General features: G+C 72.5%; 18 protein-coding genes. 7 read left to right on the plus strand and 11 right to left on the minus strand.

Annotated features, from left to right (window positions below; all coding sequences use genetic code 11):
- Window positions 1-66: 66 nt before the first annotated feature.
- The gene (locus tag ACVMLK_RS15395) at window positions 67-516 is read left to right on the plus strand and encodes a GNAT family N-acetyltransferase (RefSeq protein WP_457486878.1); all 450 of its coding nucleotides are present in this window, start codon (window positions 67-69) and stop codon (window positions 514-516) included.
- Here ACVMLK_RS15395 and ACVMLK_RS15400 read toward each other — a convergent pair.
- Window positions 491-754 carry a sulfurtransferase TusA family protein gene (locus tag ACVMLK_RS15400; RefSeq protein ID WP_457486885.1) on the minus strand — a complete coding sequence of 88 codons (264 nt, stop codon included), beginning with the start codon at window positions 752-754 and terminating at the stop codon, window positions 491-493. The two genes, ACVMLK_RS15395 and ACVMLK_RS15400, sit on opposite strands and share 26 nt — an antisense overlap.
- A gap of 128 nt (window positions 755-882) precedes the next feature.
- On the opposite strand from ACVMLK_RS15400, the gene ACVMLK_RS15405 reads away from it, so the two are divergent.
- The 4 genes from ACVMLK_RS15405 to ACVMLK_RS15420 all read left to right on the plus strand — a co-directional run bounded on the left by ACVMLK_RS15405 (window position 883) and on the right by ACVMLK_RS15420 (window position 3848).
- Window positions 883-1326 (plus strand): MucR family transcriptional regulator, encoded by a 444-nt coding sequence (locus ACVMLK_RS15405; protein ID WP_198365279.1) that lies wholly within the window; start codon window positions 883-885, stop codon window positions 1324-1326.
- 263 nt (window positions 1327-1589) lie between these two features.
- Window positions 1590-2114: a Fur family transcriptional regulator gene (locus tag ACVMLK_RS15410; protein WP_198365280.1), complete on the plus strand. Its 525-nt coding sequence runs from the start codon at window positions 1590-1592 to the stop codon at window positions 2112-2114.
- The gene (locus ACVMLK_RS15415) at window positions 2111-2917 is read left to right on the plus strand and encodes a GNAT family N-acetyltransferase (RefSeq protein ID WP_198365281.1); all 807 of its coding nucleotides are present in this window, start codon (window positions 2111-2113) and stop codon (window positions 2915-2917) included. Before ACVMLK_RS15410 ends, ACVMLK_RS15415 begins: the two co-directional genes overlap by 4 nt.
- 34 nt (window positions 2918-2951) lie before the next feature.
- On the plus strand, window positions 2952-3848 hold the full coding sequence (locus ACVMLK_RS15420) for a lysophospholipid acyltransferase family protein (RefSeq protein ID WP_457486879.1): 897 nt from the start codon (window positions 2952-2954) through the stop codon (window positions 3846-3848).
- A 42-nt stretch (window positions 3849-3890) separates the two neighbouring features.
- Here ACVMLK_RS15420 and ACVMLK_RS15425 read toward each other — a convergent pair whose 3' ends face one another.
- The 6 genes from ACVMLK_RS15425 to miaB form a co-directional block, all read right to left on the minus strand.
- Window positions 3891-4343 carry a helix-turn-helix domain-containing protein gene (locus tag ACVMLK_RS15425; RefSeq protein ID WP_198365283.1) on the minus strand — a complete coding sequence of 151 codons (453 nt, stop codon included), beginning with the start codon at window positions 4341-4343 and terminating at the stop codon, window positions 3891-3893.
- 129 nt (window positions 4344-4472) lie between these two features.
- A complete protein-coding gene (gene lnt, locus ACVMLK_RS15430) occupies window positions 4473-6017 on the minus strand; it encodes an apolipoprotein N-acyltransferase (RefSeq protein WP_457486880.1) in 1545 nt (514 codons plus the stop codon).
- A 197-nt stretch (window positions 6018-6214) separates the two neighbouring features.
- A complete protein-coding gene (locus tag ACVMLK_RS15435) occupies window positions 6215-7123 on the minus strand; it encodes a hemolysin family protein (protein ID WP_198365285.1) in 909 nt (302 codons plus the stop codon).
- Window positions 7120-7623 carry an rRNA maturation RNase YbeY gene (gene ybeY / locus ACVMLK_RS15440; RefSeq protein WP_422922561.1) on the minus strand — a complete coding sequence of 168 codons (504 nt, stop codon included), beginning with the start codon at window positions 7621-7623 and terminating at the stop codon, window positions 7120-7122. Before ybeY ends, ACVMLK_RS15435 begins: the two co-directional genes overlap by 4 nt.
- 19 nt (window positions 7624-7642) lie before the next feature.
- Window positions 7643-8722, minus strand: a complete 1080-nt coding sequence (locus ACVMLK_RS15445; protein ID WP_457486886.1) for a PhoH family protein — start codon at window positions 8720-8722, stop codon at window positions 7643-7645.
- A 56-nt stretch (window positions 8723-8778) separates the two neighbouring features.
- Window positions 8779-10176, minus strand: a complete 1398-nt coding sequence (gene miaB, locus ACVMLK_RS15450; protein ID WP_457486881.1) for a tRNA (N6-isopentenyl adenosine(37)-C2)-methylthiotransferase MiaB — start codon at window positions 10174-10176, stop codon at window positions 8779-8781.
- Window positions 10177-10539: 363 nt separating this feature from the next.
- Between miaB and ACVMLK_RS15455 the strand changes: the two genes are divergently transcribed.
- The gene (locus ACVMLK_RS15455; RefSeq protein WP_422922563.1) at window positions 10540-11160 is read left to right on the plus strand and encodes a LysE family translocator; all 621 of its coding nucleotides are present in this window, start codon (window positions 10540-10542) and stop codon (window positions 11158-11160) included.
- A 34-nt stretch (window positions 11161-11194) separates the two neighbouring features.
- On the opposite strand, the gene ACVMLK_RS15460 is transcribed toward ACVMLK_RS15455, so the two are convergent.
- On the minus strand, window positions 11195-11515 hold the full coding sequence (locus ACVMLK_RS15460) for a GNAT family N-acetyltransferase (protein WP_457486882.1): 321 nt from the start codon (window positions 11513-11515) through the stop codon (window positions 11195-11197).
- A 387-nt stretch (window positions 11516-11902) separates the two neighbouring features.
- Here ACVMLK_RS15460 and hemW point away from each other — a divergent pair, with 387 nt between their 5' ends.
- Complete coding sequence (gene hemW / locus ACVMLK_RS15465; RefSeq protein ID WP_457486883.1) at window positions 11903-13057, plus strand: radical SAM family heme chaperone HemW; 1155 nt, start codon at window positions 11903-11905, stop codon at window positions 13055-13057.
- A gap of 28 nt (window positions 13058-13085) precedes the next feature.
- Here hemW and ACVMLK_RS15470 read toward each other — a convergent pair whose 3' ends face one another.
- The 3 genes from ACVMLK_RS15470 to ACVMLK_RS15480 form a co-directional block, all read right to left on the minus strand.
- Window positions 13086-14204 carry a glycosyltransferase family 2 protein gene (locus ACVMLK_RS15470; protein WP_198365290.1) on the minus strand — a complete coding sequence of 373 codons (1119 nt, stop codon included), beginning with the start codon at window positions 14202-14204 and terminating at the stop codon, window positions 13086-13088.
- Window positions 14205-14306: 102 nt separating this feature from the next.
- Complete coding sequence (locus ACVMLK_RS15475; RefSeq protein WP_198365291.1) at window positions 14307-15446, minus strand: hypothetical protein; 1140 nt, start codon at window positions 15444-15446, stop codon at window positions 14307-14309.
- 75 nt (window positions 15447-15521) lie between these two features.
- Window positions 15522-15938: Sua5 family C-terminal domain-containing protein (locus ACVMLK_RS15480; protein WP_457486884.1), on the minus strand; the 417-nt coding region annotated here is incomplete at its 5' end.

Consider the following 15938-nt stretch of genomic DNA (forward strand, 5'->3'; position numbering starts at 1 on the left):
TCTCGGGCCTGCCGCTCCGGCCGGCCCTGCCGCTTTATGTCGAACCTCCCGCGGTGCGGGGGCCGCATGGCTGAGGCGGCGCCCGGGCCGGTTGGGGTGGGGGCCGAGGCGGCGGCGGCGCTGGCCCCGCTGCACGCCGCCGCCTTCCCGCCGGCGGAGCGCTGGGGCGCCGAGGCGCTGTGCCTGATGCTGGAGATGCCGGGCGCCTTCGCCCTGCTCTGCCCGGAGGAGGGCTTCATCATCGCCCGGGTGGCGGCGGACGAGGCGGAGATCCTGACGCTGGCGGTGGTGCCGGCGGCGCGTCGCCGGGGAGTGGCGCGGCGGCTGCTGCAGGCGGCGTCGCGCCAGGCGGCCGGGCGTGGCGCCGCGCGCCTTTTCCTGGAGGTCGCTGTCGGCAACACCGCGGCACGGGGCCTCTATGAGGGCGCCGGCTTCACCCAGGCCGGGCTGCGGCCGCGTTACTATGCCGATGGCGAGGACGCCCTGGTGCTCAGCCGCCGCCTTTGCGGAGCCTGAGCCAGAGGCTGCCATCCGACTGCTCGGTGGCGTCGAGCACGGCATGGCCCTGCTCGGCGGCGGTGCGCGGGATATTGGCGCGCGGCTCCTCGCCCCGGAGCTTGACCAGCAGAATTCCACCGGGCGCCAGCCGGTCCAGCGCCAACCGCGTGCGAACGAAGGTCATCGGGCAAGTTTCGGTTGTGATATCGATGGATTGGTCATGCTGTAATTCTTGCGGCGTGTGGTCCTGGGACATGCTCTTCATCGTCTTCGATTTTTGCCGATTGGGCGTTGCGAAACACCTTAACCTGCCGATATCTTGACTCAAGTCATGACGTTGGCGGCGTCTAGGCTGTGTTCACATTTCTGCATAAAGGCTGAGGGATGTCTGAAGAACAGGGCGCCCGGGAATTGCTCGGACTAACGGCCCAGATCGTCGCTGCGCATGTTTCCAACAATCCCGTGCCGCTGGCCGAGGTGCCTTTACTGATCGAGCAGGTCCATCGCACGCTGCACGGACTTGGCGCCGCGCCGATCGTCGCGCCGGCCCCGGTCGAGCGGCCGCAGCCCGCCGTGCCGGTGAAGAAGTCCGTCACGGACGAGTATCTTGTCTGTCTCGAGGACGGCAAGAAGCTCAAGATGCTGAAGCGTCATCTCAAGACCGCCTATGACATGACGCCGGAGCAGTATCGCGAACGCTGGGGCCTGCCGCCGGATTACCCGATGGTGGCGCCGAACTACGCCCGCCACCGCTCCTCCCTGGCCAAGAAGATCGGCCTCGGCACCAAGCCGCGCACCACCCGCCCGCGGCGCGGCGCGGCGGGCTGAGGTTTCCCACCCTTCGGCGCCAGCGGCGGAGGGGCGCGCAGGGCAGGTTTTCGCTGGCGCCTTGCCTTGCCGGGGCGATAGTGGCATGGCAGCCGCGTCGGCGGTCGCGGTGACTCGTGGCGCGGGCATGGTGATGGTCCACAGGGCCACCGGTGGCGCCGGGACGGGCCCGGCTTGGCGGCCCCCGCCATCGTGTCATACAAGCCGGAGGACGGAGAGGCGGACCTTCGCCGCCCGGCACAGGAGAGCTTCCGACCATCCCCATGGACACGCGCACCGATACGCCCCAGACCGCCGCGGCCACCAAGCCCGATCCTCTGCGCATCGAGCGGCTGTGTGTCGAGCGCGGCCTGAAGATGACGGGGCAGCGCCGGCTGATCGCGCGCGTGCTCTCGGAATCGCTCGACCATCCGGATGTCGAGGAACTCTACCGCCGCGCCCTGGCCCTCGATTCGCGCGTCTCCATCGCCACGGTCTATCGCACCGTGCGGCTGCTGGAGGAGAAGGGCATCCTGGAGCGGCATGACTTCGGCGGCGGCCGCGCCCGCTACGAGCCGACCGATCATGGCCACCACTACCACCTGATCGACATCGATTCCGGCAAGGTCATCGAGTTCTCCGACGCGCAGCACGAGGCCCTGGCCGAGGCCATCGCCGCGCGCCTCGGCTTCAGCCTGATCGGCCACCGGCTGGAACTCTTCGGCCGCCGCGCGCCCGAGGCGAAGGGCGCGGCCGGGGCCACGACGGCGCGCCGCTCCGGGCGCCGCCGCGCCGGAGAGGATGCATGATCGCTGCGGAGGCCGGCTTCGGGGAACTGCGCAGCGGCAATCTCGGCGTCCGGATCGCGACCACGGCGGCCGAGATCGACGCGGCCCAGGCGCTCCGCTACCGCGTCTTCTACGAGGAGATGGGCGCCCAGCCCGATGCCGCCGCCGCTGCCGCCCGGCGGGACAGCGATGCCTTCGATGCCGTGGCCGACCATCTGCTGGTGCTGGACCACAACCTGGGCGAGGACGCCGCGGCGGTGGTGGGCACCTATCGCCTGATCCGCCGGCAGGCCGCGGAGCGCGCGGGCGGCTTCTACTCGGCCTCGGAATACGATCTGGGCCCGCTGCTGGACACCTGCGAGCGGGTGCTGGAGCTGGGCCGCTCCTGCGTCGACACCGCCTATCGCAGCAAGGCCGCGATGCAGCTGCTCTGGTCCGGCATCGCCGCCTATGTCGCCAAGCACCGGGTGGAGCTGATGTTCGGTTGCGCCAGTTTGCGCGGCACCGACCTCAACGCCCTGGCGATGCAGCTCACCTACCTCTACCGCAACCACCTGGCGCCGCCGGAGATACGGCCGCGCGCCCTCGCCGAGCGCTATGTCGCCATGGATCTGATGGAGGCCGCGCGCGTCGATCCGCGTGCCGCGCTGGCCGATCTGCCGCCGCTGGTGAAGGGCTATCTGCGGTTGGGCGGGTTCGTCGGCGACGGGGCGGTGATCGACGATCAGTTCAACACCACCGATGTCTGCGTCGTGGTCAAGACCGATCTGGTGACCCGGAAGTATTCCCGCCACTACGAGCTGCAGCTGGGCGGCAGGGACTGAGGCTGGCATCAGGCCGGAAGGAAGGATGCCGCCGATGCCCGATGGCCAGGACAGCCGCGCCGCGCGGCGCCGCGGGGACATGCCGCGCAAGGCCGCCCTGCCGGAAGGGGCCGCCTCGCTCTGGGAGCAGCCGGCACAGCCCGGGGGGCGGTTGCGCGCCATCCGGCGCACCGCCTCGGTCGTGCTCTGGACCCTGGCCTGCATCCCGGTGCAGAGCGTGCTGGTGCGGCTGCCGGGGGGTGGCAAGCGGCGCTTCGCCCGGTTTTACCACCGGGTCGCCTGCCGGCTGATCGGCCTGCGGCTGCGCGTGGTCGGCGCGCCGGCGCCGGATCACCCGACGCTCTTCCTGTCGAACCATTCCTCGTGGCTGGACATCCCGGTGCTGGGCGCCACGCTGGAGGCGGCCTTCGTCTCCAAGGCGGAGGTCGGCGAATGGCCAGTGGTCCGGACCGTGGCCCGGCTGGGCCGAACGGTCTTCGTCAGCCGCAGCCGTGGCCGCACGGGCGACGAGGCCCGGGCGATGCGCGACCGCCTGCGGGAAGGCGGCAGCCTGATCCTCTTCCCCGAGGGCACCAGCAACGACGGCACCCGCGTGCTGCCGTTCCGGTCCTCCTTCCTGGCGGTGGCGGATGCGGCGACGCGCGTGCAGCCGGTCTCGGTGGTCTATGACCGGGTCGGCGGCCTGCCCGCGGGCCGGCGCGACCGGCCGGATTACGCCTGGTATGGCGACATGGAGATCGGCAGCCACTTCTGGCGGCTGGTGCATCGCCCGCCGGCGCAGGTCACGGTGCTGCTGCACCCGCCGGTCGATCCGAAGGAGTTCCCCAACCGCAAGGTGTTGAGCGCGGCGGTCGAACGTGTTGTGGGCGAGGGAGCGGCACAGTTGCGGCAGAATCGCCCGGCCACTCCGCTGGCGATCCCGATGAGGTAGGGCCGGCTTCCCGCCTGCCTTACCCCGGCATGCCCCGCGCCGTCAGACGTCGGTGGGCGCGAGGCTCTTGATCAGGTCGAAGACGCGCTTGCGGACGGCCGGCTCGGTGATCCGGTAATAGGCGCGGACCAGCTCCAGCGTCTCCCTCTTGTGGAGGGTGTCATCCTCGAAGCCTTCCTGGCTCTCGGCGAAGCCGCCCATGCGCGAGCGCAGGGCGCCGTTGCCGCCCATGGCGTCGGGCATGTCGTCGAAGAAGAAGCCGATCGGCACATCGAGCACCCGCGCCAGGTCGAACAGGCGGCTGGCGCCGATCCGGTTGACGCCGCGCTCGTACTTCTGGACCTGCTGGAAGGTCAGGCCGAGCGCCTCGCCCAGCTTCTCCTGGCTCATCCCCATCAGGGTACGGCGCAGCCGGACACGGGTTCCGACATGCACGTCGATCGGGCTCGGCCGGTGTTCCCGCTCAGTGCGCTCCTGAACTTCGCCGCTCGCCATGCTGAAACCTCCGCCAGTTGCCACAGACCGCTAGGTCTGCTGCGGATCCGGGCGGGGTTCCACCCGCCAGCTCCCTGCATGACCATCGCCTTGCTCTGTTGTAGGATCTAAGGATCGGGTAGCTTTTTGTCAACTCTTTCGAGAATTCTCAATTATGATACGAATCCGGTCACCAAACCCTTGTTTCGGTGTGCCGGATGGCAGTTTCGCAACTCCAAACGCCAGTGCCGCGAAAAGGATTGCAAAAATATCACCGAAACGTGCAAATGGGGTGGCAGGCCGGGCGCCCGGCAGGGACGCCAGGACGCTGCCCTCCTCGCCCAGCCCGATCCGTGCCGTCACCCGGCCCGAGGCGTCGAAGACCGCGGAAACGCCGGTCGGCGCCACCCGCACCAGCGGCAGCCCTTCCTCCACCGCGCGGAGCCGCGCCGCCGCCAGATGCTGGTAGGGGCCGGCGGAGACGCCGAACCAGGCATCATTGGTGATGTTGAGCAGCCAGGCCGGGCGCGACGCGGGCGCCACCGCGCCGGGGAAGATCACCTCGTAGCAGATCAACGGGCTGAATGGCGGCAGGCCGGCCGGGGCCAGCGCCACCGGGCCGGGGCCGGCGGAGAAATCCAGCCCGCCCTGCACCACGCGAATCGGGATCAGCCCGCGTAGCGGCATGTACTCGCCGAAGGGCACGAGATGCGCCTTGTCGTAGACGGCAAGCAGCCGCCCGTCCGGCGCGATGGCGGAGAGGCTGTTGAACACGCGCTCCGCCCGCTGGTCCGCCCCCCATTCGGCGCGCACCGATCCGGCCAGCAGCACCGCGCCGGGGGGCAGCACGCGGCTGGCGTAGTCGCGGGCGGCGGGATCGTTCGGCAGCAGGAAGGGGCTGGCGGTCTCGGGCCAGATGACCACCAGCGGCACCTCCGCCGGGGCATGAGCGGCTCCTGATTGACTCAACTCCAGGTAGCGACGAAAGATCGGCCACCTCTGATCCTCGCGCCACTTCGCCTCCTGCGCGACATTGCCCTGGACCAGCAGAAGATTGACCCCCGGCGGCGCCGGCTCCGGCTGGGTCAGGCGCAGCCCGCCGAACAGGCCGAGCGCCGCCAGGGCCAGGGCGCCCGCCGCCCAGCCGCGCCGGCCGAATCGCGGCAGGCCCGCCAGCAGCAGCGTCAGCAGGGACAGGCCGTGCACGCCGATCCAGGCGGCGGATTGCAGCGGCAGGGCATGGAAGGCCCAGACCGTGCCGAGGAGGTTCCAGGGAAAGCCGGTGAGGAGGTGGCCGCGCAGGATCTCCATCGCCACCCAGGCGCCGGCCAGGGCCAGCCAGCGCCGCCAGCCCGGCCGGGCCCACCAGGCCAGCAGGCAGGCCACCGCGACATAGGCGGCCAGCGGCAGGGCCAGCCCCGGCACGGCGATCGGCACCAGCCAGCCCCAGCGCCAGGGATCGGTCAGCAGGGCGTGGCTGATCCAGTAGAGGCCCAGGAGGTGATGCCCCCAGCCCCAGGCCAGGCCGGTCAGGGCGGCGCGCTTCCAGTCCGGTGCCGCGTCCAGCAGGCGCAGCAGGCCGGGAATGGCCAGCAGCAGCACCGGCACGAGGTACAGCGGCGGCAGGGCCAGGGCCGAGAGGAGGCCGAGCCCGAAGGCGGCGAGCAAGGGGCGGCGCAGGAGCAGGGAGGACAAGGCGACGGCTATCCCTCGACATCGCGGGAGGCGCCGGCTTAGCGCGGATGGCGCGCGGGCGGAATTGCCGGAGGCCCACGGCCGGGGCCAGGGGGAGGGGCGGGGGGGGCCCCCCCCCCCCGCCGCGGGGGGGGGGGGGGGGGGGGGGGGCCCCCCCCCGGGGGGGGGGGGGGGGCGGCCCCCCCCCGGCCGCGCGGCTATTCCGCGGCGGCCTTCTGGGTGGCCGCGTTCACCCCCGGGCGTCGCACCCGCAGGCGGCGAATGCGGCGCGGATCGGCGTCCAGCACGCGGAACTCGAGCCCGGAGGAATGCGAGACCAGCTCGCCCCGGGCCGGCACGCGCCCGGCCAGGGTGAAGACCAGGCCGCCCACCGTGTCGATATCCTGCTCCCGCTCGTCCTCGGTCAGCACCGGGCCGATCCGGCCCTCGAAGGTCTCGATCGGGGTCCGGGCATCGAGGTCGATCAACCCGTCGGGGCGCTCGACGATCTGCGGCGGGGCGTCCTCGTCGTGCTCGTCCGAGATGTCGCCGGTGATGGTCTCGACCAGGTCCTCGATGGTCACCAGCCCGTCGATGCCGCCATACTCGTCCACCACCAGCGCCAGATGCATGCGCGCCTGGCGCATCTGCAGCAGCAGGTCCAGCACCGGAATGGAGGGCACGACGAAGAGCGGCTTGCGGATCACCGCGGCCATGCTGAAGGGCGCCTCGCGCCCGACGCTGGCGAAGACGTCCTTGATGTGGACCATGCCGACGATCTCGTCGAGCTGCTCGCGGTAGACCGGGAAGCGGCTGTGGCCCTCGCGCTGGATCAGCCGGATGGCCTGCTCCAGCGTCAGGTCCTCGGACATGGCGACGATATCGGCGCGCGGCACCATGACATCGGCCGCCGTCTTGCCGCGCAGCTTGAGCACATTGGCCAGCATGGCGCGCTCCTGCGCGTCCAGCTCGGGGCGTGGCGGGCCGTCATGCTCGTGGTGCTCGTTGTGGTCCCGGCCCTCGACCAGGGCCTCCACCTGATCGCGCACGCTCTCGGCGGCGCGGCGGCGCAGCAGGCCCTGCAGCCTCCAGAGGATGCCCTCGCGGGTCTCGCGCGTCTCGCTCATGTCACGCCCCGCCAGGGGTTGGGCATGTTGAGGCGGCGCATGATGCGGGCCTCGGCGCGCTCCATGCGGCGGGCCTCGCCGGCGGCGATGTGGTCATGGCCGCCCAGATGCAGCGTGCCATGCGCCACCAGGTGCGCCAGATGCGCGGCCACGCGGCGCCGGGCGCCACGCGCCTCGCGCCGCACCACGCCGAGGGCGAGGGCGATGTCGCCCAGATGGCCGAAGCCTTCTCCCGGGAAGGAGAGCACGTTGGTCGGCTTGACCTTGCCGCGATGCCGCCCGTTCAGCCGCTTCACCGAGCGATCGTCGGTCAGCAGCACGGTCATCGCCCCGGCCGGAGCGCCCGGCGGGGCCTCCCGCAGGTCGAAGCCGTCGCCGGCCATCTCGGCCCAGGCGGCTTCAGCGGCACGGCGCGCCAGTTCCTCGGCCCGCGGCACCGCCGCGCGCCATGCCGGGGCATCGATGACAACGACGACCTCCGGCTCCGAAAGCCCAGCCACCCCTCGGTGGCCGGGCGCACTACTTCCCGGTTCCATCACTCTCCTTCCTGCCGCGGCGGGCCAGTCCCGCCCCGGCGCCGTCCGGCCCGCCCTGTCTGGCGAGGCCACCGGCCGATTGATCGGCACGGTTATACGCGGCGACGATGCGCGCCACCAGCGGATGTCGCACCACGTCCTGCTCGCGGAAGCGGCTGACGCCGATGCCCTCCACCCCGTCGAGGATGGAGAGCGCCTCCACCAGCCCCGACCGCTGCCCCGGCGGCAGGTCCACCTGGGAGGGATCGCCGGTGACGACCATCCGGGTGCCTTCGCCCATGCGGGTGAGGAACATCTTGATCTGCGCCGGGGTGGTGTTCTGCGCCTCGTCCAGGATGGCGTAGCAATGCGCCAGCGTGCGGCCGCGCATGAAGGCGAGCGGCGCGATCTCGATCTCGCCGGAGACGATGCGCCGCTGCACCTGGTCGGCCGGCATCATGTCGTGCAGCGCGTCGTAGAGCGGGCGGAGATAGGGATCGACCTTCTCCTTCATGTCGCCGGGCAGGAAGCCGAGCCGCTCGCCGGCCTCCACCGCCGGGCGCGAGAGCACGATGCGGTCGACCCGCCCGGCCTGCAGCAGGGCCACGCCCTGGGCCACGGCGAGGTAGGTCTTGCCGGTGCCGGCCGGGCCGATGCCGAAGACCATGTCGCGCCGCGCCAGCTGCTCGATATAGGCCGCCTGGGCGTGGCTGCGCGGCGCAATGGCGCCCTTGCGGGTGCGGATCGCCGGCAGGTCGGCCAGCGGCAGGCGCGGCTCGGCGCCGCCCTCGGGCGCGGCGGGCTGGCCTTCCGCCAGCCGCAGCGCCGCCTCCAGCTCGGCCATGCCCACCGTCTCGCCCCGCTCCAGCTGCCGCCACAGGCTGCGCAGCGCCAGCTCCGCCACATGGCTGCCCTCGGGCGCGCCGATGATGGACAGGCGGTTGCCCCGGCTGGCCAGCCGCACGCCCAGCCGCTGCTCGATCCGCGCCAGGTGCCGGTCATGCTCGCCATAGAGCAGCGGCAGCAGCGCGTTGTCGTCGAACTGCAGGGTGACGGAGCGGGCGGCGGAGACGGTGTCAGCCATCAGGGGCCGGTCCAGGGCGCGGGGATTGGCGCGGAGCGCGATGGGGGCGGTGTTGCTCAAGCGCAGGCAAGCTCCTTCTCTTCGAGAAGCAGGGCGGAGAGGGAATTCGGGTGCGCGGCGGCGATGCGCGCCCGGGCCAGGCTGCCGGCCAGGCGGGCCGGGCCGGTCACATGCACCGGCTGCAGCCAGGGGGTGCGGCCCACCATCTGGCCGGGATGCCGCCCCGGCCCGGTGAACAGGATCTCGCACTCCCGCCCGACGCAGGCGCGGTTGAAATCATCCTGCTGGCGCCGCAGCAGCGCCTGCAATTCCTGCAGCCGCGCATCCTTCACCGTCTCGGCCACCTGGAGGGGCTGGCCGGCGGCGGGGGTGCCGGGACGCGGCGAATACTTGAAGGAATAGGCCAGGGCGAAGCCGACCTTCTCCACCAGCGCCATGGTCGCCGCGTGGTCGGCATCCGTCTCGCCCGGATGGCCGACGATGAAGTCGGAGGAGAGCGCCATGTCGGGCCGCGCCTCGCGCAGCCGGTCGGCGATGCGGAGGAACAGCTCGGCCTTGTGCTGGCGGTTCATCGCCTGGAGCACCCTGTCCGAGCCGCTCTGCACCGGCAGGTGCAGGAAGGGCATCAGCTGCGGGATGCGGCCATGCGCCGCGATCAGCGCATCGTCCATGTCGCGCGGGTGGCTGGTGGTGTAGCGCAGCCGCGCCAGCCCATCGATCTCCGCCAGCGCGTACAGCAGGCGCGACAGCGTCCAGGCCGAGCCGTCCGGCGCCTCGCCATGCCAGGCGTTCACGTTCTGCCCGAGCAGCGCGATCTCCCGCGCGCCGCCGGCGACCAGCCGCCGCGCCTCGGCCAGGATGGCGGCGACGGGGCGGGAGAACTCGGCACCGCGCGTGTAGGGCACCACGCAGAAGGAACAGAACTTGTCGCAGCCCTCCTGGATGGTCAGGAAGGCGATCGGGCCCTGGCTGGCGTTCACCTCGGGCAGCAGGTCGAATTTCTGTTCCACCGGGAAATCGGTGTCGATCTGCGCGCCCGCCGCGCGGCTGGCGCGGGCCACCATCTCCGGCAGGCGGTGATAGGTCTGCGGCCCCAGCACAATATCGACCCAGGGGGCGCGGGCGGTGATCTCGGCGCCCTCGGCCTGGGCCACGCAGCCGGCGACCGCCAGCACCATCTTCTGCCCCGCCGCTTCCTTCCCGGCCTTCAGCAGGCGCAGCCGGCCGAGGTCCGAGAACACCTTCTCCGCCGCCTTCTCGCGGATATGGCAGGTGTTGAGGATGACCATGTCGGCCTCCTCCGGCGTCTCGGCCGGGCCATAGCCCAGCGGCGCCAGGACATCCGCCATGCGGGCGCTGTCATAGACGTTCATCTGGCAGCCCCAGGTGCGGATGAAGAGCCGCTTGCGCGGGGCGGTGGGCGAGGTGGTCATGACGTGAAGCACCCTGGACATCGGGGGGAGGGCGGTGCCCGGCGGCACAGGCCGGCCAGGGCCACCCCGGTCCGGGGCGGCGAACTGGGCGGATGTGCGGGGCGCGTGGCCGCGGGTCAAGCGGCTTCACCCCCCGAGACCGCGGATTCGAGCGGCGATCCAGGGCGCGTCATGCTGCAGGCAGAGTTGCGGATGCGGCCTCGCCGGGTCAAGCCAATCCGGTCGCGGCGACATGACGTTGCGGAGAATTCCGCCGCCCCCGGACCAGACCGGCCTGCCGTCAGGCCGCATCAGGCATCGCTTCCCGGCGATTCCGCCGCGGGCGGCGCCGCGCTAGGCTCCGCCCCGGCCGGGTTGGGTGCCCTGTGCCGGGCGGAGCAACGCATGACCATCACGCAATCCCTGCTCGCCTTCCTGCTCGCCGCCGGGCTGCTGACGGTGACGCCGGGGCTCGACACCGCGCTGGTGTTGCGGACCGCGACCGCCGAGGGCGCGCGGCAGGCGGCCCGGGCGGCCTTCGGCATCAACCTCGGCTGCCTGCTCTGGGGCGCGGCGGTGGCGCTCGGCCTGGGGGCGCTGCTGGCCGCCTCGCAGCTCGCCTTCGAGGCGCTGCGATGGGCCGGCGCTGCCTATCTCTGCTGGCTCGGCCTGCGCCTGCTCTGGCGGCCGCGCGAGCGCTTCGCGGTGGAGCCGGCGGCCACCGGGCTCCGCCTCGGCTGGTTCGCCAGGGGGCTGCTGAGCAATCTGCTGAACCCCAAGATCGGCGTCTTCTACATCTCCTTCCTGCCGCAGTTCGTCCCCGCCGGCCTGCCCGCCGCGCCCTGGACCTTCCTGCTCGCCGTCCTGCACGTGGCGATGGGCATCGCCTGGTGCGCCGCCCTGATCCTGGCCAGCCAGCCCCTCGGGCGCCTGCTGCGCCGTCCCGCCGTGCTGCGCTGGATGGACCGGCTGACCGGGGGCGTCTTCATCGGCTTCGGCGTCCATCTGGCCCTGGGCCGGCGCTGACGCGCCGCCGGGTCCGCCCCTCGGGCCCGCCGCCTCAGTCCAGGCGCCGGTGCATATGGATGACGACGCCGAGGGGCGGCAGGCTCTCCTCATGCGTCACCGCATAGCCCAGCCACGCGTAGAGCCGCAGGTTCTCGAGGAAGCGGCTGTTGGTGTAGAGCCGCAGCTCCGCCAGGCCGAGCCCGCGCGCCACCGCCTCCGCATGGGCGAGCAGGGCGCGGCCGAGGCCCCGGCCCTGGCAGTCCGGCGCGACGGCGACATTGACGATCAACAGGTGGTCGGCCTCGGGCCGTAGCTCGATCAGCGCCACCATCCGGCCGTCGCGCTCCACGACGTCGATGCGGTGCTCCCGCACCGCCCGGTCGTAATCGGCCGTGGGGGGGGGCGGGGGGGGGGGGCGGGGCCGCCCCCCCCCCCCCGGGCCGCAACGCGCCCGCCGGCGCCGGGGGCGCGCGCCCCATGACCGGCACCCAGCGTGCATAGGCGGCCCGGGTCAGGTCACGGACGGCGTCGGCCTCGGCCGGGGTCGCGCGGCGCAGTCCGGCGGGCGGCGCGGAGATCGGGTCGGGCATCGGCTCTCTCCTGCGGGTCCGGTTCCGGGTCACGGAAGGCCGGACACCCCGACAGTCGCACCGGAAGCGCGGCGAGAGGAAGGGGCCGGATGTCCTTCCGCCCGCGGATGGCAGGCCGGCGCGCGGCCGCGCTTCCCTCCGGCCATCGTCGGCGCCATATCGCCGCCAGCATGTCCGAACCCCTCGCGCTCTATGTCCACTGGCCCTTCTGCGCCGCCAAGTGCCCCTATTGCGACTTCAACAGCCATGTCCGCGAGCGTGTCGACGCCGCGCGCTTCGGCGCCGCGCTGCGGCGGGAGCTGGCCTATGAGGCGGGGCAGGTGGGGCGGCGGAAGCTGGCCTCGATCTTCTTCGGTGGTGGCACGCCCAGCCTGATGCCGCCCGGCGTCGTCGCGGCCGTCATCGAGGATGCGCTTCGCCTCTTCGACCCGCTGCCCGACATCGAGATCACGCTGGAGGCCAACCCGACCAGCGTCGAGATCTCGCGCCTGGCCGAGATCCGCGCCGCCGGGGTGAACCGCGCCAGCCTCGGCGTGCAGTCGCTGGAGGAGGCGGCGCTACGCTTCCTCGGCCGCAGGCACGACGCGGCCCAGGCCATCGCCGCGCTGGAGGCGGCGCGTGGCCTCTTCCCGCGCCTCTCCTTCGACCTGATCTATGCCCGGCCGGGGCAGCGGGAGGCGGACTGGCGGGCCGAGCTGCGCCGGGCGCTCGATCTCGCCGCCGACCATCTCTCGCTCTATCAGCTCACCATCGAGCCCGGCACCCGCTTCGCGACGGAGCATGCGCGCGGCGCCTTCGTCCTGCCGGAAGGCGACGAGGCCGCCGCGCTCTACTCCGCCACGGCCGAGGAGGCGGCGCGCTACGGCCTGCTGCCCTACGAGGTCTCGAACTACGCGCGGCCGGGCGCGGAGAGCCGGCACAACCTCGCCTACTGGCGCTATGGCGACACGATCGGCATCGGCGCCGGGGCGCACCAGCGGCTGGACCTGGGCGAAGGGCTGGTGGCGGCGCGGCGGCACCGGGCGCCGGAGGAATGGCTGGCCCGGGTCGAGGCCACCGGCCACGGCATCACCGCGACCGAGATCCTGGCGCCCGCCGACCGCGCGCGCGAGGCGCTGCTGATGGGGCTGCGCCTCTCCGAGGGGGTGGACCCGGCGCGGCTGGCGGCGCGCACCGGCGTCCCGCTGGAGGAGGCGGTGGACCCGGCGATGCTCGCCGCCTGCCTGGAGGAGGACTACCTGCGCTGGACGCCGGAAGGCCGGCTGGCGGCGACGCGGGAGGGGCGGCTCCGGCTGGACCTGATGCTGCCCGTTCTGCTGCGCTGACGGCCCTGCTGCGCTGAGCCGCGGCGCCTCAGCCGCCCGTGTTGCGTCCCCGGAACTCGCGGCTGTTGAACATGATGCCGCGCAGGCTGCGCACCGAGCGGCGGCCGACATACTGCTCGAAGATATGCTCGCCCTCCGGCAGGCGGTCGAGCAGCAGGCGGTAGAGATCCTCGACATCCTGCCGCGTCAGCGGCCGCTCGGGGTCCCAGTGGCGGCCGGAATAGCGCGCCAGGAAACCGTCGAACTCGCGCTCGCGGAACTGGCGGAAATGCGCCTGCTGCCGCGCCAGGATGTCGGCGATGCGCGCCGCGCCGGGCGCCTCGAGCGGGATGTCGCCGCGCGTGGCCGCCTCCATCCGGTCGTAGCCCAGCTCGCGGAAGCGCTTCTCGCTGAAGGAGGCGCCCTTCTCGCCGATGTAGCGGGCGAAGCACATGTCGGTCATCACCCGGGCGATGCCGAGCTGCGCGCAGGCCACGGCCTTCAGGGCATCCTGCGAGGACTTGTCGATCGCCATCGGCTGGCCTTCCAGCCAGCGGAAGACGCCGAGATGGTTGCGGTTGGGGTAGTCGGTCCTGCCCAGGATGTCGAAATAGGGCTTGAGCCAGGCATCCACCCGGCGCCAGGCGTCGCGCCGCAGGGCGAAGCCCCAGTGATGGTCCAGCGGCACGATCTGGACCCGCCCCGGGTCGGGGCTGGCGCGGTGATCGCCGTAGGCCGCGAAGTAGCCGACCTCGGGGAAGCCGGCGAGGGCCTCGCGCAGCCGCTCCATCATCAGCAGGTAGAAGGGGCCCAGCTCCAGATCGTCCTCGAAGAAGTAGGCCGTCTCGGCCTGCATCGTCTCGAAGGCGTGGCGCTCGCCCCGGCGCAGGTTGAAGGCGATGCCGAGATTCTCCGTGCTGGCCACGACCTGCCCGCCGGGGAAGATGGCGCGGAAGGCGGCGACGCTCTCGGCCATGGCCGCGTCCTCCGCGTAGCGGACGCCGGAGCGGCGGGAGACCGGGCCGTCCTGCATCAGCACGATGCGCGACTCATCCAGCGTGACGCCCTGCTGCGCCTTCAGCGACTCGCAGAAGCGTCGGAGGTAGTGGCCGCGATCGAAGGCGAAGATGACGATCGGCACCGTGATCGGGCGCGGGGTCTCGGCCATGCCGGAAGGGTCTCCTGAGATCCGGGGCCTGCCGCGTGCCGTCCCCACAGGGGTTGCTAGTCCTGGTGGCGCGCCTCGGCAAGGCGCAACCGGAAGCGGGGCTCAGTCGGCCGGCGGCAGGTAGAAGGTCTTGCTGCGGCCCTCGCGGCTGCGCAGCAGGGTGGTGCGGATCTGCCGTACCGTGCGGTGCCCGACATTGCGCGCGAAATACGCCTCGTCCTCCGGCAGGCGGTCGAGCAGGACGCGCCAGACCTCCTCGATGTCCTGCCGCGTCGCCGGCCGGTCGGGGTCGAAGAGCCGCTGCCCCATCTCGGCCAGCTGCGCCTCGTAGCGCGTCTCGCGATAGGCGACGTCGCGCGCGCGGCGGGCGGCGGCGAGCCGGTCGAGCGCCGCCGCCTCCAGGTGCGGCGGCGTCTCCGGCCAGCGCGTGACGAAGTCCATCCGGTCGAAGCCGTTGCGCCGGTAGCTGTCGGCGCGGAAGGATTCGCCCCGCTCGCCGATGTAGCGGGCGTAGCAGACATCGGTGTTGACGCGGGCGAAGCCGAGATCGGAGCAGGCCAGGGTCTTGGCCACGTCCTGCGAGGAGAGGGCGCTGGCGACCGGCTTGTCGCGGTACAGGCCGGCCAGGTGGAGATGCGGCCGGCCCTGATAGTCGATCCGCCGCCAGACCTCGAGGAAGGGGGCGAGCCAGGGCTGCATGGCGCGCCAGCAGCGGCGCGTCAGGCCGAAGCCCCAGTGGTGCTCCATCTGGACGAGGCGCGGATGATCGGCATCGCTGGCCTGGCGGTGCCGGCCATAGGCCGCGAAGTAGCCGAGCCGGGGCAGCGCCGCCGCCTGCGCCGCCAGATGCTCCAGCATGGCCAGGTAGAAGGGGCCGAGCTCCAGATCCTCCTCGAAGAAATAGCCGATCTCGGCGTCCAGCTCCTCGAAGACCAGGGCCTCGCCGCGCTGCAGGTTCATGGCGATGCCGAGATTGGCCGGCGCGGCATGCACCTGCCCGCCGGGGAAGTGCCGGCGGAAGGTGGCGATGGCCTGCTCGATCGCCGCATCGGCGGCGAGGCGGAGCTGGGAGCGCGGCGAGACGGCGCCGTCCTGCAGCAGGTGGATGCGGCTCTCGTCGAGGCTGACGCCCTGCTGCGCCCGGAGCGAGGCGCAGAGGCGATCGAGATAGTCGGGGCGGGCGAAGGAATAGATGACAATCGGGACGGTGAGGCGGGGTGCCCGTTGCATCGGCTGCTGCATCCCGAAAGGCATCCTTGCGCGGCGGCCAGCGGCTCCGGTGGCCACCGCCCATATCGCCGCCCTGCCGCCGTGGCGTCAAGCCTCCGGTCGTGGTGCGGCGGCGCGGGACAACCGATCGTTGATGGCCTCCCCGAGCCTTCCCGCGGAAATGGGCATGGCGGCGATGCCGGTCAGGCCGCGCCGGCGGCCTTCGTCGTCCAGCCAGCGCAGGCCGGAGAACAGCCGGGCGGCGGCCTCCACCGTGTCGCCCGCCGCGCTGAGCTGCCAGCACCGCGCGGCGCCCGGCAGGGGAGGGCCGAAGGCCAGCAGCGCCTCGCCGGGGCGAAGGGTCCGCGCCTCCAGCCGCAGCGGCAGCACCGGGGCGTAATGCGAGGCCAGCAGGCCGGGGGAGGGGCGGGCCTCCTCCGCCCCGCCGCCCGCCGCCGGGCGGTCCAGCGGGCCGAGCAGGGCGGCGATCGCCGCCGCCGCCACTCCGCCGGGGCGCAGCAGGAC

The sequence above is a fragment of the Teichococcus aerofrigidensis genome (genome assembly GCF_054073225.1).

Excerpts from the sequence above, each read along its gene's own strand:
- ACVMLK_RS15410 (WP_198365280.1), top strand. The coding sequence starts at position 1,590 with ATGGACACGCGCACCGATACGCCCCAGACCGCCGCGGCCACCAAGCCC.
- ACVMLK_RS15420 (WP_457486879.1), top strand. The coding sequence starts at position 2,952 with ATGCCCGATGGCCAGGACAGCCGCGCCGCGCGGCGCCGCGGGGACATG.
- ACVMLK_RS15455 (WP_422922563.1), top strand. The coding sequence starts at position 10,540 with ATGACCATCACGCAATCCCTGCTCGCCTTCCTGCTCGCCGCCGGGCTG.
- miaB (WP_457486881.1), bottom strand. The coding sequence starts at position 10,176 with ATGTCCAGGGTGCTTCACGTCATGACCACCTCGCCCACCGCCCCGCGC.
- ACVMLK_RS15405 (WP_198365279.1), top strand. The coding sequence starts at position 883 with ATGTCTGAAGAACAGGGCGCCCGGGAATTGCTCGGACTAACGGCCCAG.
- ACVMLK_RS15400 (WP_457486885.1), bottom strand. The coding sequence starts at position 754 with ATGTCCCAGGACCACACGCCGCAAGAATTACAGCATGACCAATCCATC.
- ACVMLK_RS15415 (WP_198365281.1), top strand. The coding sequence starts at position 2,111 with ATGATCGCTGCGGAGGCCGGCTTCGGGGAACTGCGCAGCGGCAATCTC.
- ACVMLK_RS15470 (WP_198365290.1), bottom strand. The coding sequence starts at position 14,204 with ATGGCCGAGACCCCGCGCCCGATCACGGTGCCGATCGTCATCTTCGCC.
- ACVMLK_RS15445 (WP_457486886.1), bottom strand. The coding sequence starts at position 8,722 with ATGGCTGACACCGTCTCCGCCGCCCGCTCCGTCACCCTGCAGTTCGAC.
- ACVMLK_RS15475 (WP_198365291.1), bottom strand. The coding sequence starts at position 15,446 with ATGCAGCAGCCGATGCAACGGGCACCCCGCCTCACCGTCCCGATTGTC.
- ACVMLK_RS15435 (WP_198365285.1), bottom strand. The coding sequence starts at position 7,123 with ATGAGCGAGACGCGCGAGACCCGCGAGGGCATCCTCTGGAGGCTGCAG.
- ACVMLK_RS15395 (WP_457486878.1), top strand. The coding sequence starts at position 67 with ATGGCTGAGGCGGCGCCCGGGCCGGTTGGGGTGGGGGCCGAGGCGGCG.
- hemW (WP_457486883.1), top strand. The coding sequence starts at position 11,903 with ATGTCCGAACCCCTCGCGCTCTATGTCCACTGGCCCTTCTGCGCCGCC.
- ACVMLK_RS15425 (WP_198365283.1), bottom strand. The coding sequence starts at position 4,343 with ATGGCGAGCGGCGAAGTTCAGGAGCGCACTGAGCGGGAACACCGGCCG.